This is a genomic window from Bacteroides sp. 1001136B_160425_E2 (assembly GCF_015559655.1).
In the GTDB taxonomy this organism is placed as follows: domain Bacteria; phylum Bacteroidota; class Bacteroidia; order Bacteroidales; family Bacteroidaceae; genus Bacteroides; species Bacteroides luhongzhouii.
Genome location: NZ_JADMQH010000009.1, coordinates 134,343 through 151,809 on the forward strand (window position 1 = coordinate 134,343; position 17,467 = coordinate 151,809).

13 protein-coding genes are annotated in these 17,467 nt (G+C 45.7%); 9 read left to right on the forward strand and 4 right to left on the reverse strand.

Annotation, left to right across the window (positions count from 1 at the left end; genetic code table 11):
* Nucleotides 1-34: 34 nt before the first annotated feature.
* Nucleotides 35-1,276, forward strand: a complete 1,242-nt coding sequence (locus tag I2I04_RS10990; protein WP_195472087.1) for a DUF4861 domain-containing protein — start codon at nt 35-37, stop codon at nt 1,274-1,276.
* 155 nt (nt 1,277-1,431) lie between these two features.
* A complete protein-coding gene (locus I2I04_RS10995) occupies nt 1,432-3,108 on the forward strand; it encodes a glycoside hydrolase 43 family protein (protein WP_195655017.1) in 1,677 nt (558 codons plus the stop codon).
* A gap of 62 nt (nt 3,109-3,170) precedes the next feature.
* Here the strand turns inward: I2I04_RS10995 and I2I04_RS11000 are convergent, their stop codons facing one another.
* Genes I2I04_RS11000 through I2I04_RS11010 form a run of 3 tightly spaced genes read right to left on the reverse strand, consistent with a single transcriptional unit; the run spans nt 3,171 to nt 6,222 of the window.
* Nucleotides 3,171-3,881, reverse strand: a complete 711-nt coding sequence (locus I2I04_RS11000) for a LytR/AlgR family response regulator transcription factor (protein ID WP_223225820.1) — start codon at nt 3,879-3,881, stop codon at nt 3,171-3,173.
* The gene (locus tag I2I04_RS11005; protein WP_195655018.1) at nt 3,878-4,909 is read right to left on the reverse strand and encodes a sensor histidine kinase; all 1,032 of its coding nucleotides are present in this window, start codon (nt 4,907-4,909) and stop codon (nt 3,878-3,880) included. The genes I2I04_RS11000 and I2I04_RS11005 overlap by 4 nt, the downstream gene beginning before the upstream one ends.
* A 14-nt stretch (nt 4,910-4,923) precedes the next feature.
* The gene (locus I2I04_RS11010) at nt 4,924-6,222 is read right to left on the reverse strand and encodes an alpha/beta hydrolase-fold protein (protein WP_195655019.1); all 1,299 of its coding nucleotides are present in this window, start codon (nt 6,220-6,222) and stop codon (nt 4,924-4,926) included.
* A 341-nt stretch (nt 6,223-6,563) separates the two neighbouring features.
* Here I2I04_RS11010 and I2I04_RS23655 point away from each other — a divergent pair, with 341 nt between their 5' ends.
* The 5 genes from I2I04_RS23655 (at nt 6,564) to I2I04_RS11030 (ending at nt 12,992) form a co-directional block, all read left to right on the forward strand.
* On the forward strand, nt 6,564-6,653 hold the full coding sequence (locus tag I2I04_RS23655; protein ID WP_370511893.1) for a hypothetical protein: 90 nt from the start codon (nt 6,564-6,566) through the stop codon (nt 6,651-6,653).
* Nucleotides 6,616-7,623 carry an efflux RND transporter periplasmic adaptor subunit gene (locus tag I2I04_RS11015; RefSeq protein ID WP_223225837.1) on the forward strand — a complete coding sequence of 336 codons (1,008 nt, stop codon included), beginning with the start codon at nt 6,616-6,618 and terminating at the stop codon, nt 7,621-7,623. Before I2I04_RS23655 ends, I2I04_RS11015 begins: the two co-directional genes overlap by 38 nt.
* Before the next feature lie 3 nt (nt 7,624-7,626).
* Nucleotides 7,627-10,755, forward strand: coding sequence for an efflux RND transporter permease subunit (locus I2I04_RS11020; protein WP_195655020.1), 3,129 nt, complete (start codon nt 7,627-7,629; stop codon nt 10,753-10,755).
* Between the two features lie 46 nt (nt 10,756-10,801).
* On the forward strand, nt 10,802-12,175 hold the full coding sequence (locus tag I2I04_RS11025; protein WP_195655021.1) for an efflux transporter outer membrane subunit: 1,374 nt from the start codon (nt 10,802-10,804) through the stop codon (nt 12,173-12,175).
* Nucleotides 12,176-12,329: 154 nt separating this feature from the next.
* Nucleotides 12,330-12,992, forward strand: coding sequence for an HAD family hydrolase (locus tag I2I04_RS11030; RefSeq protein WP_143258037.1), 663 nt, complete (start codon nt 12,330-12,332; stop codon nt 12,990-12,992).
* Between the two features lie 221 nt (nt 12,993-13,213).
* Here the strand turns inward: I2I04_RS11030 and I2I04_RS11035 are convergent, their stop codons facing one another.
* On the reverse strand, nt 13,214-14,383 hold the full coding sequence (locus I2I04_RS11035) for a MalY/PatB family protein (protein WP_195655022.1): 1,170 nt from the start codon (nt 14,381-14,383) through the stop codon (nt 13,214-13,216).
* Between the two features lie 68 nt (nt 14,384-14,451).
* Between I2I04_RS11035 and I2I04_RS11040 the strand changes: the two genes are divergently transcribed.
* Nucleotides 14,452-15,237 carry a Cof-type HAD-IIB family hydrolase gene (locus tag I2I04_RS11040; RefSeq protein WP_195655023.1) on the forward strand — a complete coding sequence of 262 codons (786 nt, stop codon included), beginning with the start codon at nt 14,452-14,454 and terminating at the stop codon, nt 15,235-15,237.
* A gap of 27 nt (nt 15,238-15,264) precedes the next feature.
* Nucleotides 15,265-17,259 carry a tetratricopeptide repeat protein gene (locus I2I04_RS11045; RefSeq protein ID WP_143258000.1) on the forward strand — a complete coding sequence of 665 codons (1,995 nt, stop codon included), beginning with the start codon at nt 15,265-15,267 and terminating at the stop codon, nt 17,257-17,259.
* The last annotated feature ends 208 nt before the right edge of the window (nt 17,260-17,467 follow it).

Genomic DNA, 17,467 nt, shown 5'->3' on the forward strand with positions numbered 1-17,467 from the left:
GAAATACGACGTATAATTTCAGCCTTAGAAAATCATGAAGAAGAATCTTTTTATTTTTACTTTCCTTTTAGGAGTTTTCAGTCTGTCTGCCCAAGCGCAGAAACAGGAGAAAACCATCACAGTTGAAGTACAAAACAACTGGCATCAGGCCAAAGCGGATGCTCCGGTTGTTATCAATCTGCATGAGTTGCACGCTGGCTTCAAAGTTAAATCTGCCATTGTCATGGAAGGAATAAAGGAAATTCCTTCGCAGCTGGACGATTTGAACAGAGACCGCAAGATGGACGAACTAGTCTTTGTGACCGACCTTCCTGCTCACGGCAGAAAAATATTCCAGGTTACACTCTCTTCGGAGAAAAGTGCAAAGACTTATCCGGAACGAGTTTATGCCGATATGTTTATAGTAGACAATCGGAAAGGCAAACATCAACGGGTACAGGCTATCACCGTTCCCGGCACCAGCAATATATACAGCATGGTACGTCCTCACGGTCCGGTTCTGGAATCGGAGCTGGTGGGATATCGTCTTTATTTCAATGAGAAACAGACACCGGATATTTACGGTAAGTTCAACAAAGGGCTGGAGATCAAAGAATCGCAGTTCTACCCGACAGATGAGCAGTTAGCTAAAGGATTCGGAGACGATGTACTTCGTGTGTTCGACAGCTGCGGACCGGGCGCATTGAAAGGTTGGGACGGACAAAAGGCAACGCATATCACTCCGGTGGACACTCGTACAGAACGTATCATCTCTTACGGACCGGTGCGGGTGATTGCAGAAATTGAAGTGACCGGATGGAAATATCAGGATCAGGAACTGAATATGATGACACGCTACACGCTTTATGCCGGACATCGCGATCTCCATATCGAAGCATTCTTTGACGAACCGCTCGATAAAGAAGTTTTCTGTACAGGTGTGCAAGACATCGTGGGTACTTCCAAGTCTTTCTCCGACCATAAAGGACTCGTGGGAAGCTGGGGAACCGACTGGCCGGTAAACGACACCGTGAAATATGCTAAAGAAACTGTAGGGCTGGGCACTTGTATCCCTCAACGTTATGTGAAATCGGAAGAAAAGGATAAAGCCAATTTCCTTTATACAATTACCGCTCCGGGAAATAAATATTTCCAATATCACACTACTTTCACCTCGATGAAAGAGACATTCGGATATAAAACGCCGGAAGCATGGTTTGCTCATCTCCGCGAATGGAAAGAAGAGCTGGCTCATCCGGTGACAGTGAAAATAAAAGATGACCGCACCAATAAATAGGGCAGATACAAATACAACTAAACAAAAATTACGAGGTATCTACCAATTTTTCTATGACTCTGCACAAATATTCCTCCTTGTGCAGAGTCTTTTTATTTACCTTTGCCATCAGATAAAACCAACGAATCATATCTATAAAATAATCTATCTATAACATGAAACGATTGACACAGACTTTAGCCTTTTGCTTATTTACGGTTTTCACCGCAGTAGCACAGAAGAACTATGTATCTGAAGTATGGGTTTCCGACCTCGGAAACGGTAAATACAAAAATCCGGTGCTTTATGCCGACTACTCCGACCCGGACGCTTGCCGCGTAGGAGATGATTTCTATATGACTTCATCCAGTTTCAACTGTTTGCCGGGATTGCAAATCCTTCATTCCAAAGATTTAGTCAACTGGACAATCATCGATGCCGCAGTTCCCAATGCCCTCCCTCCTATCGAAACTCCGGAACGGCCGGAACACGGTAATCGTGTCTGGGCTCCGGCTATCCGTCATCACAACGGTGAGTTTTATATCTTTTGGGGAGATCCTGATCAGGGAGCTTTTATGGTGAAAGCCAAAGATCCGAAAGGTCCGTGGAGCGAACCGGTCTTGGTGAAACCTGGAAAAGGTATTATTGACACTTGTCCGTTCTGGGATGAAGACGGAAAAGTATATATGGTACACGCATACGCAGGAAGCCGTGCCGGACTGAAAAGTGTAATCACTATCTGCGAACTGAATGCGGAAGCAAATGCAGCGATCACTCCTTCTCGTATTATCTTCGACGGTCACGAAGCACATCAGACTTGCGAAGGTCCTAAAATGTATAAGAGAAACGACTATTATTATATCTTTCATCCGGCCGGTGGTGTACCGACTGGCTGGCAGGTCGTACTACGTTCTAAAAACATCTACGGTCCTTACGAATGGAAAACAGTACTCGCGCAAGGTAACTCTCCAGTCAACGGTCCTCACCAGGGTGCATGGGTGGATACTCCTACCGGAGAAGACTGGTTCCTCCATTTTCAGGATGTCGGCGCTTACGGACGCATTATGCATCTCCAACCCATGAAATGGGTAAATGACTGGCCTGTTATCGGTATTGATAAAGACGGTGACGGCTGCGGCGAACCTGTTTTGACTTACAAGAAGCCGAATGTAGGTAAGACATATCCTATCTGCACTCCACAAGAAAGTGACGAATTCGACGGATATACACTTTCTCCGCAATGGCAATGGCACGCTAACATCAATGAGAAATGGGCCTATTACGCAGGCGACAAGAGTTATGTGAGGTTATATTCTTATCCGGTTTTAAAAGAATATAAGAATCTGTGGGATGTAGCCAACCTGCTCTTGCAGAAAACTCCTTCTGATAATTTCACCGCAACAATGAAACTTACGTTCAGCCCTAACCCTAAACTTAAAGGTGAACGCACCGGACTTGTTGTTATGGGCAGGGATTATGCCGGAATAATTCTGGAAAATACAGATAAAGGACTAGTGTTATCTCAAGTTGAATGTAAAAGAGCGGATAAAGGAAAACTGGAACAGGCAAATGCTTCTGTTGATCTTTCTCAAAATACGGTTTACCTGAAAGTTCGCTTCAGTTGTGATGGCAAGAAGATCAAGGGTAGTGAAGGCGGACATGACCTCATTGCGATGTGTCATTTCAGCTACAGCCTCGATGGAAAGAAGTATGAATCATTGGGTAATCCTTTCCAGGCAAAAGAAGGACAATGGATCGGCGCTAAGGTCGGTATGTTCTGCACACGTCCTGCCATCGTTACTAACGACGGAGGATGGACAGATGTAGACTGGTTCCGTATCACCAAGAAGTAAAGACATTCTCCCCCCAACAAAAAACAATAGTCAAAACAAGAAGGAGGCTGAATAATCCGGAATCAGCCTTCTTCCTTTCCTAATAGCATCATCGCATCTTCTGCGTATTTCTTCCCCACAGGCAGACTTTTCCCGCTTTTTACCAAAACCACTTCGGAGCGTGAGAATTTAGCTACTCTTTTTTTCGGAACCAGAAAAGAACGATGTATACGGATAAATTCTCCTTGGGGGAGCTGTTCCTCAAGGCTTCTCAATGTGATTTTGGAAAGTACCGTCTTGCCATCGGTGCCATGTATCTTGACATAATTATCTATCGATTCAATATAAAGAATGGTATCTATGGAAATAGTCACATTTTTATACTCAACTTTCAACACCAACTGTCGAGAAGCAGCCTCCGATACACTGAGCAAATCGTGCATCTTAAGCCACTGCTCCGCCTTCTGCACAGCACGATCGAAGCGGTCATAAAAATAGGGTTTGTGCAGGAAGTCAACAGCATTCACTTCAAAACCTTCAAGGGCATAATGAGCGTATGCGGTAGTAAATATCAGGCAGCAAGACAAAGGCAATTCACGTGCCAGTTCAATACCCGATATCCCATTCATCTCAATATCGAGAAACACGATATCCGGTTGCCACTCACGGACGCGCTGCATACCCAGCCGGGGAGAACTGTATGTCTCGATCTGCAAATCTCCCCGTCGTCGGCAATACTGACTGATAATGTTCAGCGCAATAGGTTCGTCATCTATAGCAATACATTTCATCATAAAGGTGCACATTTAAGTTCAAGCCGGACATGGAACGTGTTGTCCCTACTGCATCCTAAATCCAGTCGGTGACGACCGGGATAGAGCAAGGACAAACGCTTGCGGCAGTTTTCAATCCCCATTCGTTTGGAGTTCTTCACATTACGTTCAAAAACGGAATTCGCCACTTCAAAGCAGAGCGTATCGTCCTTTTGATCCAAGTGAATGCGAATGAAACAAGGCTCGTTGGACGAGATGCCATACTTGAAAGCATTCTCCACAAAAGTAATCAGCATCATAGGCGGAACGGACATTTCGGGCGATTCGACCTCGTAACTAAAAGATACATCTGCAAACTCATTCAGACGCAACTTCTGAAGATCAATATATTGGCTGATATATTCCACCTCCTCAGATAGAGAGATAAACTCATGGTTGGCATTATTGTACATATACTTCGTCAAGTTTATGAATTGTTCCAATGTGGTTTCAGTCTTGTCGGAATGCATAATCAATAGCCCATAAATCGTATTGAGCGTATTAAAAAGAAAATGCGGATTGATTTGTGCCTTATAAAGCGCCAGTTCCGCTTTGTTGCGTTCATATTCTACTTCCTCGCGTGCCAATCGCTGGCGGTACGCTTCATTCAGCATCCCCACGGCAAAACAAAATATCACCACGACAATGTAATGCAGCCATACTGCTTGTTGATTCTGCCTCACCCCCCAAATCAGATATGAATAAAGTTCACGTTCATGTTGGTTGATATGATAGAGCGGTGATGTAATTTCGTAAGATGAGAAAAAGAAAGTTATCAGCAGGGAAGCAGCAATAGCCGCAAGAGCATAAATACGCTGCCTGCCCGCATGAAACAGCCGGGGGATAACGAAATACTTATAAACAAAGTAAGTGATATACAGCCAACCGATGAATGAACTGAAGAACACAGGATACGTGCCCCACCATCGTTCCACCGGAAAAACAAGTATCATCAGCGGCAGAAAAATGAGGCAAAAGGCAAGGTCGATGTAACGGGACACATTCTTCATCTTCAATGAAAATTTTATTTATGCTGCTCAAACAGCCAGTCCTGTACGCCCTCAATACCATAAGAAACAAACCACGTAGCCCGGTGATTTCCACCTGTGAGGTGGGTAAACAGCAAATGATTCCCCTCGGCACGCATCTTATTTGCCTCCTCGGAAAGTTGTTCGACAGGAAGTGTCATATCCCACGTGGCTTCTGAAACAGTGTTGCCTTGATTACGCCACAACTCAACAGCCTGGCCTTGCAGCGTATTGGATGAATGGTCACCTTCACAGGAGATAATCCAAATGTTCTGCTTGTCGAGTGGCCCCATCAACTCCGGGTTCCACTTGCCCGCCACAAGTAATGCTCCGGCAAAAAGGTCAGGTTCCTTCAGCATCATCACGATAGAAGACATACAGCCCATAGACTGCCCACTGGTATAGATACGGGTAGAGTCGATGGAATAACGCGTTTGAAGATCTTTCAGCAAAGCGATAGTAGCATCAAGGTGGTGGCTGTAATTCCAGTTATCATCTACCGTGATGAAAGGATATTCGGGAGCCACGACAATACACTTGTGGCGTGCCTGTGCCTCCGGCTCTGCCCACGATGTGGCACCATTCCCCTGGTAAAGCGTCTGTGTGACAGGACCACTTGCCACACCGGCATCGTGAATGAATAGCACCAGCGGATATTTCTCTTCAGGATTATAATCTTCGGGGATATATATATTATAAGGTAACACCTGACCAGTATAAGGACTGACAAATTCTTCCTGTTTGAAATCATCTGCCACGAGACATTTCTCCACAGTACTTTCTATAGGCGTTTCACTTGCCTTATAAATCTTTCCTTGGACGGTTTTGATATTCCTGGTTTGTACTACCACGGCATTGCCCGGATATTCATCATCGCCACCTGTACTCCATCCGGCACGTAGTCCGGGACCACCCTGCATCCGGTCACGCTCTTTTTTCTTCTCCATATCTGCTTCTGTAGGTTGTTTGGGCTGTGCGTTGAGATCTACTTCAACTTTCACTTCGATAATTACATAGCGACCGTTCACACCTACCTCCGCTCTTTCTGGTACAGTATTGGCATAGATACGCGTTACCTCTTTTCCCTCTACCCGATAACTGTCTGTAGTAAGACTCTTGTTACTGATAGGTACATCATATTCCAATATAACGGTTGCCACCTTACGTCCGTCACCCAATACCCGGCTAATAGCCGTCACAGACTCCACGTGTTCAGGATTTACAAAGTTGTTCTGTGCTTGTACCAGACCGAAAAATACGGCCAGCACTACAGTAATAATTGCTTTTTTCTCCATAATCATAACATTTACATTAATCTCATTGATTGAATGACACAAAGATAATGTGAACCAAACGCAACGAAACTTACTTCAAATTGCCAAGGCGCAACTTATCTTATGCAAAGATACACCTTTTTCTGCAGAAAGAGGACTCTGCAGGAAGATGTCTGCCCCCGAAATCAAGCCATTCGTCCCCACATTTTCACCGTTTACCCCCACATCCTTATTTATATACAGCACAGCCCACTCTGTTTCCTTACTTTTGTGTCTGACATATAGAAACCCAAATAAGAAACGGATATATCAGAGAATATGAAAAAGAGAATGCTTCCAGCCCTGTTTGTGGGGCTGACACTGTGCGCCTGCCACCAATCACCGGCTACACAAGAGAGTGCGAACTACAAAACTATGACTGTAAAACGAGAAGACCGGACACTGCTGTCTGAATACACCGCTACACTTGCCGGACAACAAGTAGTAGAGATACGCCCGCAAGTGAACGGACTCATCACACACATCTGCATTAGTGAAGGTGAAAACGTACATCGTGGACAAGTACTGTTCATCATCGACCAAGTGCCTTATCGTGCAGCACTGGCAGAAGCAGAAGCCAACGTGAAAAGTGCCGAAGCACGGCTTGCTACCGCTCAATTGAACATGGAAAGCACAAAAGTATTACGCGAAAAGAACGTAGTACAAGATTACGACCTCAGCACCGCCCGCAACGATCTTGCTGCCGCCGAAGCCACACTCGCTCAGGTACGTGCGCAAGAGGTAAACGCTCGCAACAACCTTTCTTATACAGAGGTGAAAAGCCCCGTAAACGGTGTGACAGGTATGATTGCTTATCGTATAGGAGCATTGGTGAACAGCAACATCGCCGAACCCCTCGTCACAGTTTCGGATAACAGCCAAATGTATGCTTATTTCTCGCTCACCGAGAGTCAAGTAATTGCTCTAATAGAAGAGTATGGTTCACTCGACAAATTCATCAAGCAAATGCCTGAAGTAGAATTACGCATGGCTAGTGGCAAGATGTATGCAGAGAAAGGGCGCATCAGTGCCGTAAGTGGCATAGTCAGCAGTGGAACTGGAGCTGTAACACTCCGTGCCGATTTTCCGAACGGAAAAAACCTGCTTCGCGACGGTGGCAGTGGAACGGTCATCCTACCGAACATAAGGGAGAATTGCATCGTCATTCCACAGGGAGCCACCTATGAATTACAGAACCGCATCTTTGTCTACAAAGTTGTCGACGGTAAGGCACAGGCCACCCCCATTACTGTCTTCCGGCTGAACAACGGCATAGAGTATGTAGTGGAAACAGGCTTGCAGCAAGGAGACGTGATCATTGCCGAAGGTGCCGGCCTAGTACGTGAAGGCGCAATTGTCAATCCCCAAAACGGAAAGGAGTAAATCATGACCGTCAAGACTTTCATCGACCGCCCGATACTTTCGGGTGTCATTTCCGTAGCTATCATCATCGTTGGACTTATCGGACTGAGTCAGTTGCCGGTAGAGCAGTTTCCCGACATTGCACCACCCACAGTGCGTGTCTCCGCCACCTATACCGGAGCCAATGCTGAAACAGTGATGAAGAGTGTAATCACACCACTTGAAGAACAATTGAACGGTGTGGAGAATATGATGTACATGACTTCCACCGCCACCAATACCGGCTCAGCTTCCATCAGTGTCTATTTTCGCCAGGGTACTGACCCCGACATGTCAGTAGTGAACGTACAAAACCGGGTAGCATCAGCACAAGGATTACTTCCGGCAGAAGTCACAAAGTCAGGTATCACCGTACGCAAACGTCAGAGCAACTCGCTGAAAGCCTTGTCGCTCTACTCACCGGACGATAGCTACGATGCCAACTTCCTGACAAACTACATGAAAATCAATATCGAACCGCGCCTGTCTCGTATCGCCGGTGTAGGTGACGTGAATATCTGGGGAGCCAGCTACTCGTTGCGCATCTGGCTTGATCCGTTACAAATGGCCCAATACGGTCTGATGCCCTCGGACATCGCAACAGTGCTGGGCGAGCAAAACGTGGAGTCGCCTACGGGCACGCTCGGTTCAGAGTCGGCAAACACGTTCCAGTATGTACTGAAATACAGGGGACGCTATGAGGACGAGACAGACTACGAGAATATGGTCATTCGTTCTCTGCCTAACGGCGAAGTACTACGCCTGAAAGACGTGGCACGTATCGAACTCGGCGCGGAGAACTATGCCATGCTCAGCCAGACAAGCGGACATCCGGGAGCTAACTGCATGATGGCACAGACCTCCGGTTCAAATGCCAATGAAATCATCAAGGAAATTGACGATGTAACCGCGGACATCTCCGCCTCCTTGCCCAAAGGCATGATACTGACCGACATTACGAGCACAAAGGACTTTCTCGATGCCTCTATCGCCAATGTAGTGGAAACACTATTTGTCGCCATTGTTCTGGTAGTGCTGGTGGTCTATCTCTTCCTGCACGATTTGCGGGCAACCCTCATTCCCTCACTCGCCATCATTGTATCACTGGTAGGAACATTCGCTTTTATCTATGTTGTAGGATTCAGCCTGAACCTGCTGACACTTTTTGCCCTCGTGTTAGTTATAGGTACAGTAGTAGACGATAGCATCGTTGTAGTGGAAGCCGTACAGGCACGGTTTGACGAAGGTTACACCACTGCCTACCACGCCACAGTGGATGCCATGAGCGGACTAACTTCAGCACTGATAACCACGACCATTGTCTTTATGGCAGTATTCATCCCCGTAAGTTTCATGGGTGGGACGACAGGAGTATTCTACACACAATTCGGATTGACAATGGCGGTCGCTGTTGCGATCTCGCTACTCAATGCCATGACGCTCAGTCCAGCCCTCTGCGCCCTGATTATGCGTCCGCGTGTAAGCATGGAGAACGACGGAAAGCTTGGTTTCTCCAACCGTTTCCATTACGCCTTCGACCGCTCATTCCGCCATGTGCAACAAAAATATATGAGAGGTGTTTCTTTTCTATTCCGTCACAAAGGTATTGCCGTAGGCAGCATCATGGTGGCATGCGTGGCACTGGTCGTGCTAATGCATACCACTAAAACGGGACTTGTGCCTCAAGAGGATATGGGCACTATCAACGTGAACGTTCAAACCGCCCCCGGCAGCAATCTGGAAGAAACGGAGCGTATCATGGACGAAATTGAAGCAGCCATACATGATATTCCTCAAATCAAAATATACTCACGCGTCACAGGGAAAGATGCTCGCCATAACCAATCCGCCTCTGCCGGTTCATTCACCATCCGCTTGAAGAACTGGAGCGAACGCACGAAAGAAGGCGATGACGTAAACTCCGTCATGAAAGAAATATACCACCGTACCGATGCTATCAAGGCAGCACAGATCCGCGTCTCCACCAGTCCTATGATTTCGGGCTATGGCATGAGCGATGGTTTTGAACTATATGTGCAAGACAAAAAAGGGAGTAGCATGGAAGATTTGTTGACATACACACGTGCTTTTATCGATGCAATGAACCGTCGACCTGAAATATCACGTGCCTACACAACGTTCGACACGAAGTACCCACAGTTCATAGTAGAAGTGGATGCCGCCCTGTGTAAACGCAACGGTATATCGCCGACTGATGTGCTTAGCACGCTTTCAGGCTATATAGGAGGCAGCTATTCGTCCAACTTGAACCGATTTACGAAACTATACCGTGTGATGGTGCAAGCTTCACCCGAATACCGCTTGGACACCGAAGCACTGAACAATATCTATGTACGTAATGCCAACGGCGAAATGTCCCCCGTCACACAGTATCTCACACTCACACGAGTATATGGGTCGGAAAGTCTTTCACGTTTCAACCTTTTCTCCGCCATTACCGTTTACGGTGCTCCTGCCGACGGTTACAGTTCGGGCCAGGCTATCAAAGCGATTGAAGAGGTAGCCCGTACTTCCCTGCCCGAAGGCTATGGCTACGAGTTCGGCGGCATGACACGCGAGGAGGCAGCAACAGGCAACACAACGACACTGGTGTTCATCGTCTGCATCGTCTTTATCTACCTCATTCTTTGTGCACTCTACGAAAGCCTGCTCATTCCGTTTGCCGTTATTCTCTCCGTTCCCTTTGGCCTGATGGGAAGTTTCCTCTTTGCCAAACTATGGGGACTGGAAAACAACATCTATATGCAGACAGGACTGATTATGCTCATTGGTCTGCTCTCCAAAACAGCCATCCTGCTCACAGAGTATGCTTCCGACCGCCGCCATCAGGGCATGAGCATCACCACCGCCGCTATGTCTGCCGCCAAAGCCCGTCTGCGTCCCATCCTGATGACCTCATTGACAATGGTCTTCGGTATGCTGCCGCTGATGTTCGCACAAGGTGTGGGGGCCAACGGTAACATTTCGGTAGGTGTGGGAACCGTAGGTGGTATGCTACTGGGCACAGTAGCACTACTTTTTGTCGTACCCTCACTGTTCATCCTTTGCCAATACATACAGGAACGTTTCCTCCCCGGACGTAAAGAATTATAATTACCATCAGATTATGCAATTGATAAATAATTGTAAGAATTGAGACATGAAAAGAAAATATTATATAGGAATGCTTCTCGCTGCCTCCTACTTGTTGAGCGGATGCGGCATATACAACCGGTACTCCCGCCCGGAAACAGACATAAATACAGACAGCCTCTACCAGATGCCGGTACAATCGGCAGACAGTACTACGATGGCAACAAAACTCTGGCGCGAACTTTTCACTGACCCGCATCTGCAAACTCTGATAACCACCGGGCTTAAACGAAACACTGATTTGAACATTGCCCGCCTGCAAATAGAGGAATCGCAAGCCATATTAACGAATGCCCGCCTGTCATATCTGCCCTCCGTCAGTCTGACACCGCAAGCCGGCGTCAGTCGTTACAACGGTGAAACAAAAAAAACATATAACTTAGGAATCGCTGCTACATGGGAAGTAGATATTTTCGGGAAAGTAACCAACGCCAAACGTGGAGCAATCGCAGCACTCGAACAAAGTTGCATTTATGCACAAGCTGTGCAGACGCAATTGGTAGCAACCATCGCCGAAAGCTACTACACACTGTTGATGCTCGATACCCAGCTTGCTATATCCGAACAAACTCTGGCAAACTGGGATGAAACGATTGCCACCCTAGAAGCATTATCAAAAGCCGGACGAACTAATGATGTGGCAATACATCAAGCTCGAGCCAACCGCACAGCACTTGATGCTCAGATACTCTCAATCGGCAGAAACATCAGCGAAACAGAAAACAGCCTCTCTGCCTTACTGAAAGAACCTGCTCACACCATCGAACGTGGCATACTGAATGAACAAGAGTTCTCCGACAATATCTTCCTCGGTCTGCCTCTCCAACTATTATCCAACCGCCCTGATGTACGACAGGCAGAAGCGGCCTTGTCCGAAGCCTTCTATGCCACCAACGCCGCCCGTTCCGCCTTCTATCCGAACCTTACACTCTCCGGCACACTCGGCTGGACAAACAATGGTGGCGGCACCATTCTCAATCCAGGAAAATGGCTTTCCAATGTCATCGCCCAGCTCACTGCCCCGCTATTTAATAAAGGAACGAACATCGCCAACCTGAAAATAGCCCGTGCCCGACAGGAAGAAGCCTGCCTGCGTTTTGAACAATCTCTGCTGAATGCAGGGAACGAGGTAAACGACGCCCTTACCGAATGGCAGACTTCCGATAAACGTATTCGCCTTGATCTTCAACAGATAACCGACCTCAAAGCCGCCACGGAAAAGACACAGCTATTGGTACGTTACACTTCTGCCAATTACCTAGAGGTGCTCACAGCCCAGCAGTCGTTGCTCAATGCCCGACTAACACTGGCACAAGACCAAATCAGCAAGATACAAGGCGTCATACACCTGTATCATGCTCTCGGCGGAGGAGTAAATTAACTGCCGGAACCATCTCTTCAGGATAAACAACAGTCAAGAAGATAGAGAAAGTTAAAAATCCAGCATACAGGATAAGGATTTCTCTATCTTATCTTTTTTACCTATTTTTGTATCGGTAAAAGAGATTAAAGGAGAACAATAAGATACAGTAAGAATGAAGAAACTAATTATATTTGACTTGGATGGAACATTGCTGAATACCATCGCCGACCTTGCCCACAGTACAAATTACGCTTTAAATAAATTAGGCTATCCTACACACGAGATAGAAAAGTATAATTTCATGGTAGGAAACGGCATCAACAAACTCTTTGAACGTGCATTACCCGAAGGGGAAAAGACGGAAGAAAATGTGCTCCGCGTTCGCAACGAGTTTATTCCTTATTATGATATTCACAATGCAGACGATAGTTGTCCCTATCCGGGTATTTCAGCGTTATTGTCGTATCTGCAATCCGCAGGTATTCAGATTGCCGTAGCTTCCAACAAATATCAGGCTGCTACCGAGAAACTCGTTGCTCATTATTTCCCGGAAATCCGCTTTACTGCTGTTTTCGGGCAGCGGGAAGGAGTGAATGTCAAGCCCGACCCGACAGTCGTTCTTGATATATTAAAACTTGCCAATGTACGAAAAGAAGATGTTCTTTATGTAGGCGATTCCGGTGTAGACATGCAAACAGCAGCCAATGCCGGTGTAACCGCTTGCGGAGTGACATGGGGATTTCGACCACGCACAGAACTGGAAGAATTTGCGCCTCAATACATCACGGAGACTGCAGAAGAGATAAAACGCCTCATCTCGGCTGATAAAGTCTAATATTACATATTTTCCGTACAAATTTCAAAGTAATCAACCTTTTCAGGTAGTTACAAGCTAGTAGACAAGTGATTATAAACGCTGTTTCATTCCATGCAGACAAGAGATTATTCTCATCCCTATGAGAAAAGATTCTCATACCAATGGAAATATATTCTCATAGGTATGAGTATTTTTTCTCATAGGGATAAGTACAGTTGAGAATAAATAAATAAATAAATCTATCTATTGTTTACTGCTTGTTCCAATTGTTTCAATGCTTGTTCCAACACGGCACGCGGACAAGCGATGTTCAATCGCATAAAGCCTTCCCCCTCCTTGCCAAATGTTGTTCCGTCATTTAATGCAAGATGAGCATCTTCTACGAAAAGCCGGCTCAATTCTTTCTGATTGAGTCCCAACTCACGACAATCCAGGAAAATAAGATAAGAGGCTTGCGGACGAATCATTTTAATGGCAGGAATATGTTCTTTCAAATATGTTTCTGTAAAGTCCACATTTCCTTTAATATAGGCTACCACTTGATCCAGCCATTCTGTTCCATGACTGTAAGCTGCCGCTACACTAAGATAAGCAAACAGATGTCCTTCACTGAATTCACTTGCTTCCATATACTTTTGGAAACGATGACGAAGTTCGTCATTTTCAATAATTGCATAAGAACTGGCCAACCCCGGCATATTGAATGCTTTGCTCGGAGACATAAAGACAAGTGAATTCATTCGTGCTTTTTCCGAAATTAAAGCAAAAGTAGGATGTTTATAAGGAAGTAAGGTCAAGTCGGCATGAATCTCGTCAGAGATCACCAAAGTACCGCTTTCGTAACAGATATCAGCTATTAGAGAAAGTTCCTCTTTTGTCCATACGCGTCCACCCGGGTTATGGGGATTACTCAAAATCAGCAGTTTGCATCCTTGTACATCCCGGCGAAAACGGTCAAAGTCAATATGATACTGTCCATCTTTCAGTACCAATGGGCTGTATACTACTTCACGCTCATTCTTCTGCGTTACCAAAAAGAAAGGATGATAAACAGGAGGCATGACCATTACTTTATCACCTTTTTGCGTAAAACAATGAATAACAAAAGCCAATCCGCGGACAATACCGGGAGTGAAAGTCAGCATCTCTTCGCGGATCGTCCAGCCATGACGCTCCTTTAGCCAATTAACAATAGACTCCGACCATTCCTTGCAAGCAAAAGTATATCCGAGCACTTCATGTTCAAGGCGCTTTCTTAAAGCCTCTATTACAAAAGGAGCCGTACGGAAATCCATATCAGCTACCCACATTGGAATCAAGTCATTGCGTCCCCAACGACTTTCCACAGCATCCCATTTTACAGAATCTGTACCGTTACGGTTTATTATTTCATCAAAATTATAGTTCATACAGCATAATGTTTTTATGTTATGTGAGACAAAAGTAGTACATTTGTGCTCAATTCAAAAAGGAATTTATGACGAAAGCTTTATTTTTTGATATAGACGGAACACTGGTCAGTTTTGAAACTCACCGTATACCGTCTTCTACCATCGAGGCGCTGGAAGCTGCCCGCGCAAAAGGGCTAAAGATATTTATCGCTACCGGACGCCCGAAAGCCATTATCAACAACCTTTCCGAATTGCAGGACCGGAACCTTATCGATGGATATATAACCATGAACGGAGCCTATTGTTTTGTCGGTGAACAGGTTATTTATAAAAGTGCCATACCACAGGAAGAAGTGAAAGCAATGGCAGCTTTTTGCGAGAAGAAAGGTGTTCCCTGCATTTTCGTAGAAGAACATCATATCTCTGTCTGCCAACCTGATGATATGGTGAAAAAGATATTCTACGATTTTCTGCATGTGAATGTGATCCCTACTGTATCTTTTGAAGAAGCAACAAATAAGGAAATTATACAGATGACTCCTTTTATCACGGAGGAAGAAGAAAAAGAAATCCGCCCGTCCATCCCTACCTGCGAGATAGGACGCTGGTATCCTGCCTTTGCAGACGTTACGGCAAAAGGAGATACCAAACAGAAAGGAATTGATGAAATAATCCGTTACTTCGATATTAAACTAGAAGAAACGATGGCATTCGGAGACGGAGGAAATGACATCAGCATGCTTCGCCACGCAGCCATCGGGGTGGCCATGGGGCAAGCTAAAGAAGACGTGAAAGCTGCCGCCAATTATGTCACGGCTCCCATTGACGAGGACGGAATAAGTAAGGCAATGAAACATTTCGGAATCATTTAATAATTTGCAAATACGTCAACGTGCTAAATGAGCGTAGATACTGATAACACAGCATTTCAAGATGCACTGAATCTGATTCAATATACCCGTCAATCTGTCTTTCTGACCGGAAAAGCTGGTACGGGGAAATCTACATTCCTGCGTTATGTCTGCGAGCATACCAAGAAGAAGCATGTTGTACTTGCACCGACCGGAATTGCCGCAATCAATGCCGGTGGAAGTACCATGCACAGTTTCTTCAAACTACCTTTCTATCCGTTATTGCCGGATGATCCTAATTTAAGTCTCCAACGTGGCCGTATTCACGAGTTCTTCAAATACACCAAGCCACATCGTAAGTTGCTGGAACAAATAGAACTGGTCATTATCGACGAAATCTCCATGGTACGCGCAGACATCATTGATGCCATCGACCGTATCTTACGAGTTTATTCACATAATCTTCGCGAACCATTCGGTGGAAAACAACTCTTATTGGTGGGTGACGTCTTCCAACTGGAACCCGTCGTGAAGAACGATGAGCGGGAAATTTTGAACCGCTTCTATCCCACTCCTTACTTTTTTTCTGCCAGAGTGTTCGGACAAATAGACCTGGTCTCTATCGAACTTCAAAAAGTATATCGACAGACGGACCCTGTATTTGTCAGCGTCCTCGACCATATCCGCACCAATACTGCCGGAGCTGCAGATTTGCAACTACTCAACACCCGCTACGGAAGCCAGATTGAAGAATCTGAAGCGGATATGTACATCACACTCGCTACCCGAAGAGATACGGTCGACGCCATTAATGAAAAGAAATTAGCAGAACTCCCCGGAGATCCCATTACTTTTGAAGGAGTTATCGAAGGAGATTTTCCGGAAAGCAGTCTGCCCACTTCACAAGAGCTTGTGTTAAAACCCGGTGCGCAAATCATCTTTATCAAAAACGATTTTGACCGCAGGTGGGTAAACGGTACGATTGGTGTCATTGCCGGAGTTGATGAGGAAGAAGAAACTATCTACGTCATCACCGACGATGGAAAAGAATGTGACGTAAAACTGGAATCATGGCGAAATATCCGCTACCACTACAACGAAAAAACAAAAGAAATAGAAGAAGAAGTGTTAGGCAGCTTCACTCAATACCCTATCCGGTTAGCATGGGCCATCACTGTTCATAAAAGTCAGGGACTGACCTTCAGCCGTGTAGTCATCGACTTCACAGGTGGTGTATTTGCCGGAGGACAAGCATACGTAGCACTTAGCCGTTGTACCTCACTGGATGGCATCCAGCTCAAAAAGCCTGTTAACCGTGCCGATGTCTTCGTCCGCCCCGAAATCGTCAACTTTGCCGGACGTTTCAACAACCGCCAAGCCATCGACAAAGCCCTGAAACAAGCACAGGCCGATGTGCAATATGTCGCAGCCTCACGCGCCTTCGACAAAGGGGATATGGAAGAATGTCTGGAACAGTTTTTCCGTGCCATCCATTCCCGCTACGATATTGAGAAACCTGTTCCCCGCCGTTTGATCCGCCGCAAACTCGGCATCATCAATACACTGAAAGAACAAAACAAAAAACTCAAAGAACAGATGCGCGAACAACAGGAACGTATACGACAATACGCCCACGAATATCTGTTAATGGGAAACGAATGTGTCACCCAAGCCCACGACATACGTGCCGCCCTCGCCAACTACGACAAAGCCCTTAGCCTCGATCCCAACTACATAGATGCCTGGATAAGAAAAGGAATCACACTCTTCAACAACAAAGAGTACTTCGACGCTGAAAACTGTTTCAACACCGCTGTCAACCTCCATCCTGCAAACTTTAAAGCAGTCTATAACCGTGGAAAGCTCCGACTAAAAACAGAAAACACAGAAGGCGCCATCGCCGACCTGGACAAAGCCACCAGCCTGAAACCCGAACACGCCGGCGCACACGAACTTTTCGGAGACGCCCTGTTAAAAGCCGGCAAAGAAGGAGAAGCCGCCCTGCAATGGAGAATTGCGGAAGAACTTAGAAAGAAAAAATAGCCCAGGTAATCAATATGTCAATTTTCATTTCAGTACGGAAATCAATAAAACAACTTATATCTGTTTTAATTCCTTTCTGTGGTGAAAAGAATCAAAACTGCACCATATGAAATTAAATTAGATACAGTTTCCCTAAAAATAACTTCTTTCTCCCTCTATATCAAAAACTTTTATTAGTTTTGTTCTTTGTAATATATCAAACTCTTAA

Excerpts from the sequence above, each read along its gene's own strand:
- I2I04_RS10990 (WP_195472087.1), top strand. The coding sequence starts at position 35 with ATGAAGAAGAATCTTTTTATTTTTACTTTCCTTTTAGGAGTTTTCAGT.
- I2I04_RS10995 (WP_195655017.1), top strand. The coding sequence starts at position 1,432 with ATGAAACGATTGACACAGACTTTAGCCTTTTGCTTATTTACGGTTTTC.
- I2I04_RS11000 (WP_223225820.1), bottom strand. The coding sequence starts at position 3,881 with ATGATGAAATGTATTGCTATAGATGACGAACCTATTGCGCTGAACATT.
- I2I04_RS11005 (WP_195655018.1), bottom strand. The coding sequence starts at position 4,909 with ATGAAGAATGTGTCCCGTTACATCGACCTTGCCTTTTGCCTCATTTTT.
- I2I04_RS11010 (WP_195655019.1), bottom strand. The coding sequence starts at position 6,222 with ATGGAGAAAAAAGCAATTATTACTGTAGTGCTGGCCGTATTTTTCGGT.
- I2I04_RS11015 (WP_223225837.1), top strand. The coding sequence starts at position 6,616 with ATGACTGTAAAACGAGAAGACCGGACACTGCTGTCTGAATACACCGCT.
- I2I04_RS11020 (WP_195655020.1), top strand. The coding sequence starts at position 7,627 with ATGACCGTCAAGACTTTCATCGACCGCCCGATACTTTCGGGTGTCATT.
- I2I04_RS11025 (WP_195655021.1), top strand. The coding sequence starts at position 10,802 with ATGAAAAGAAAATATTATATAGGAATGCTTCTCGCTGCCTCCTACTTG.
- I2I04_RS11030 (WP_143258037.1), top strand. The coding sequence starts at position 12,330 with ATGAAGAAACTAATTATATTTGACTTGGATGGAACATTGCTGAATACC.
- I2I04_RS11035 (WP_195655022.1), bottom strand. The coding sequence starts at position 14,383 with ATGAACTATAATTTTGATGAAATAATAAACCGTAACGGTACAGATTCT.
- I2I04_RS11040 (WP_195655023.1), top strand. The coding sequence starts at position 14,452 with ATGACGAAAGCTTTATTTTTTGATATAGACGGAACACTGGTCAGTTTT.
- I2I04_RS11045 (WP_143258000.1), top strand. The coding sequence starts at position 15,265 with ATGAGCGTAGATACTGATAACACAGCATTTCAAGATGCACTGAATCTG.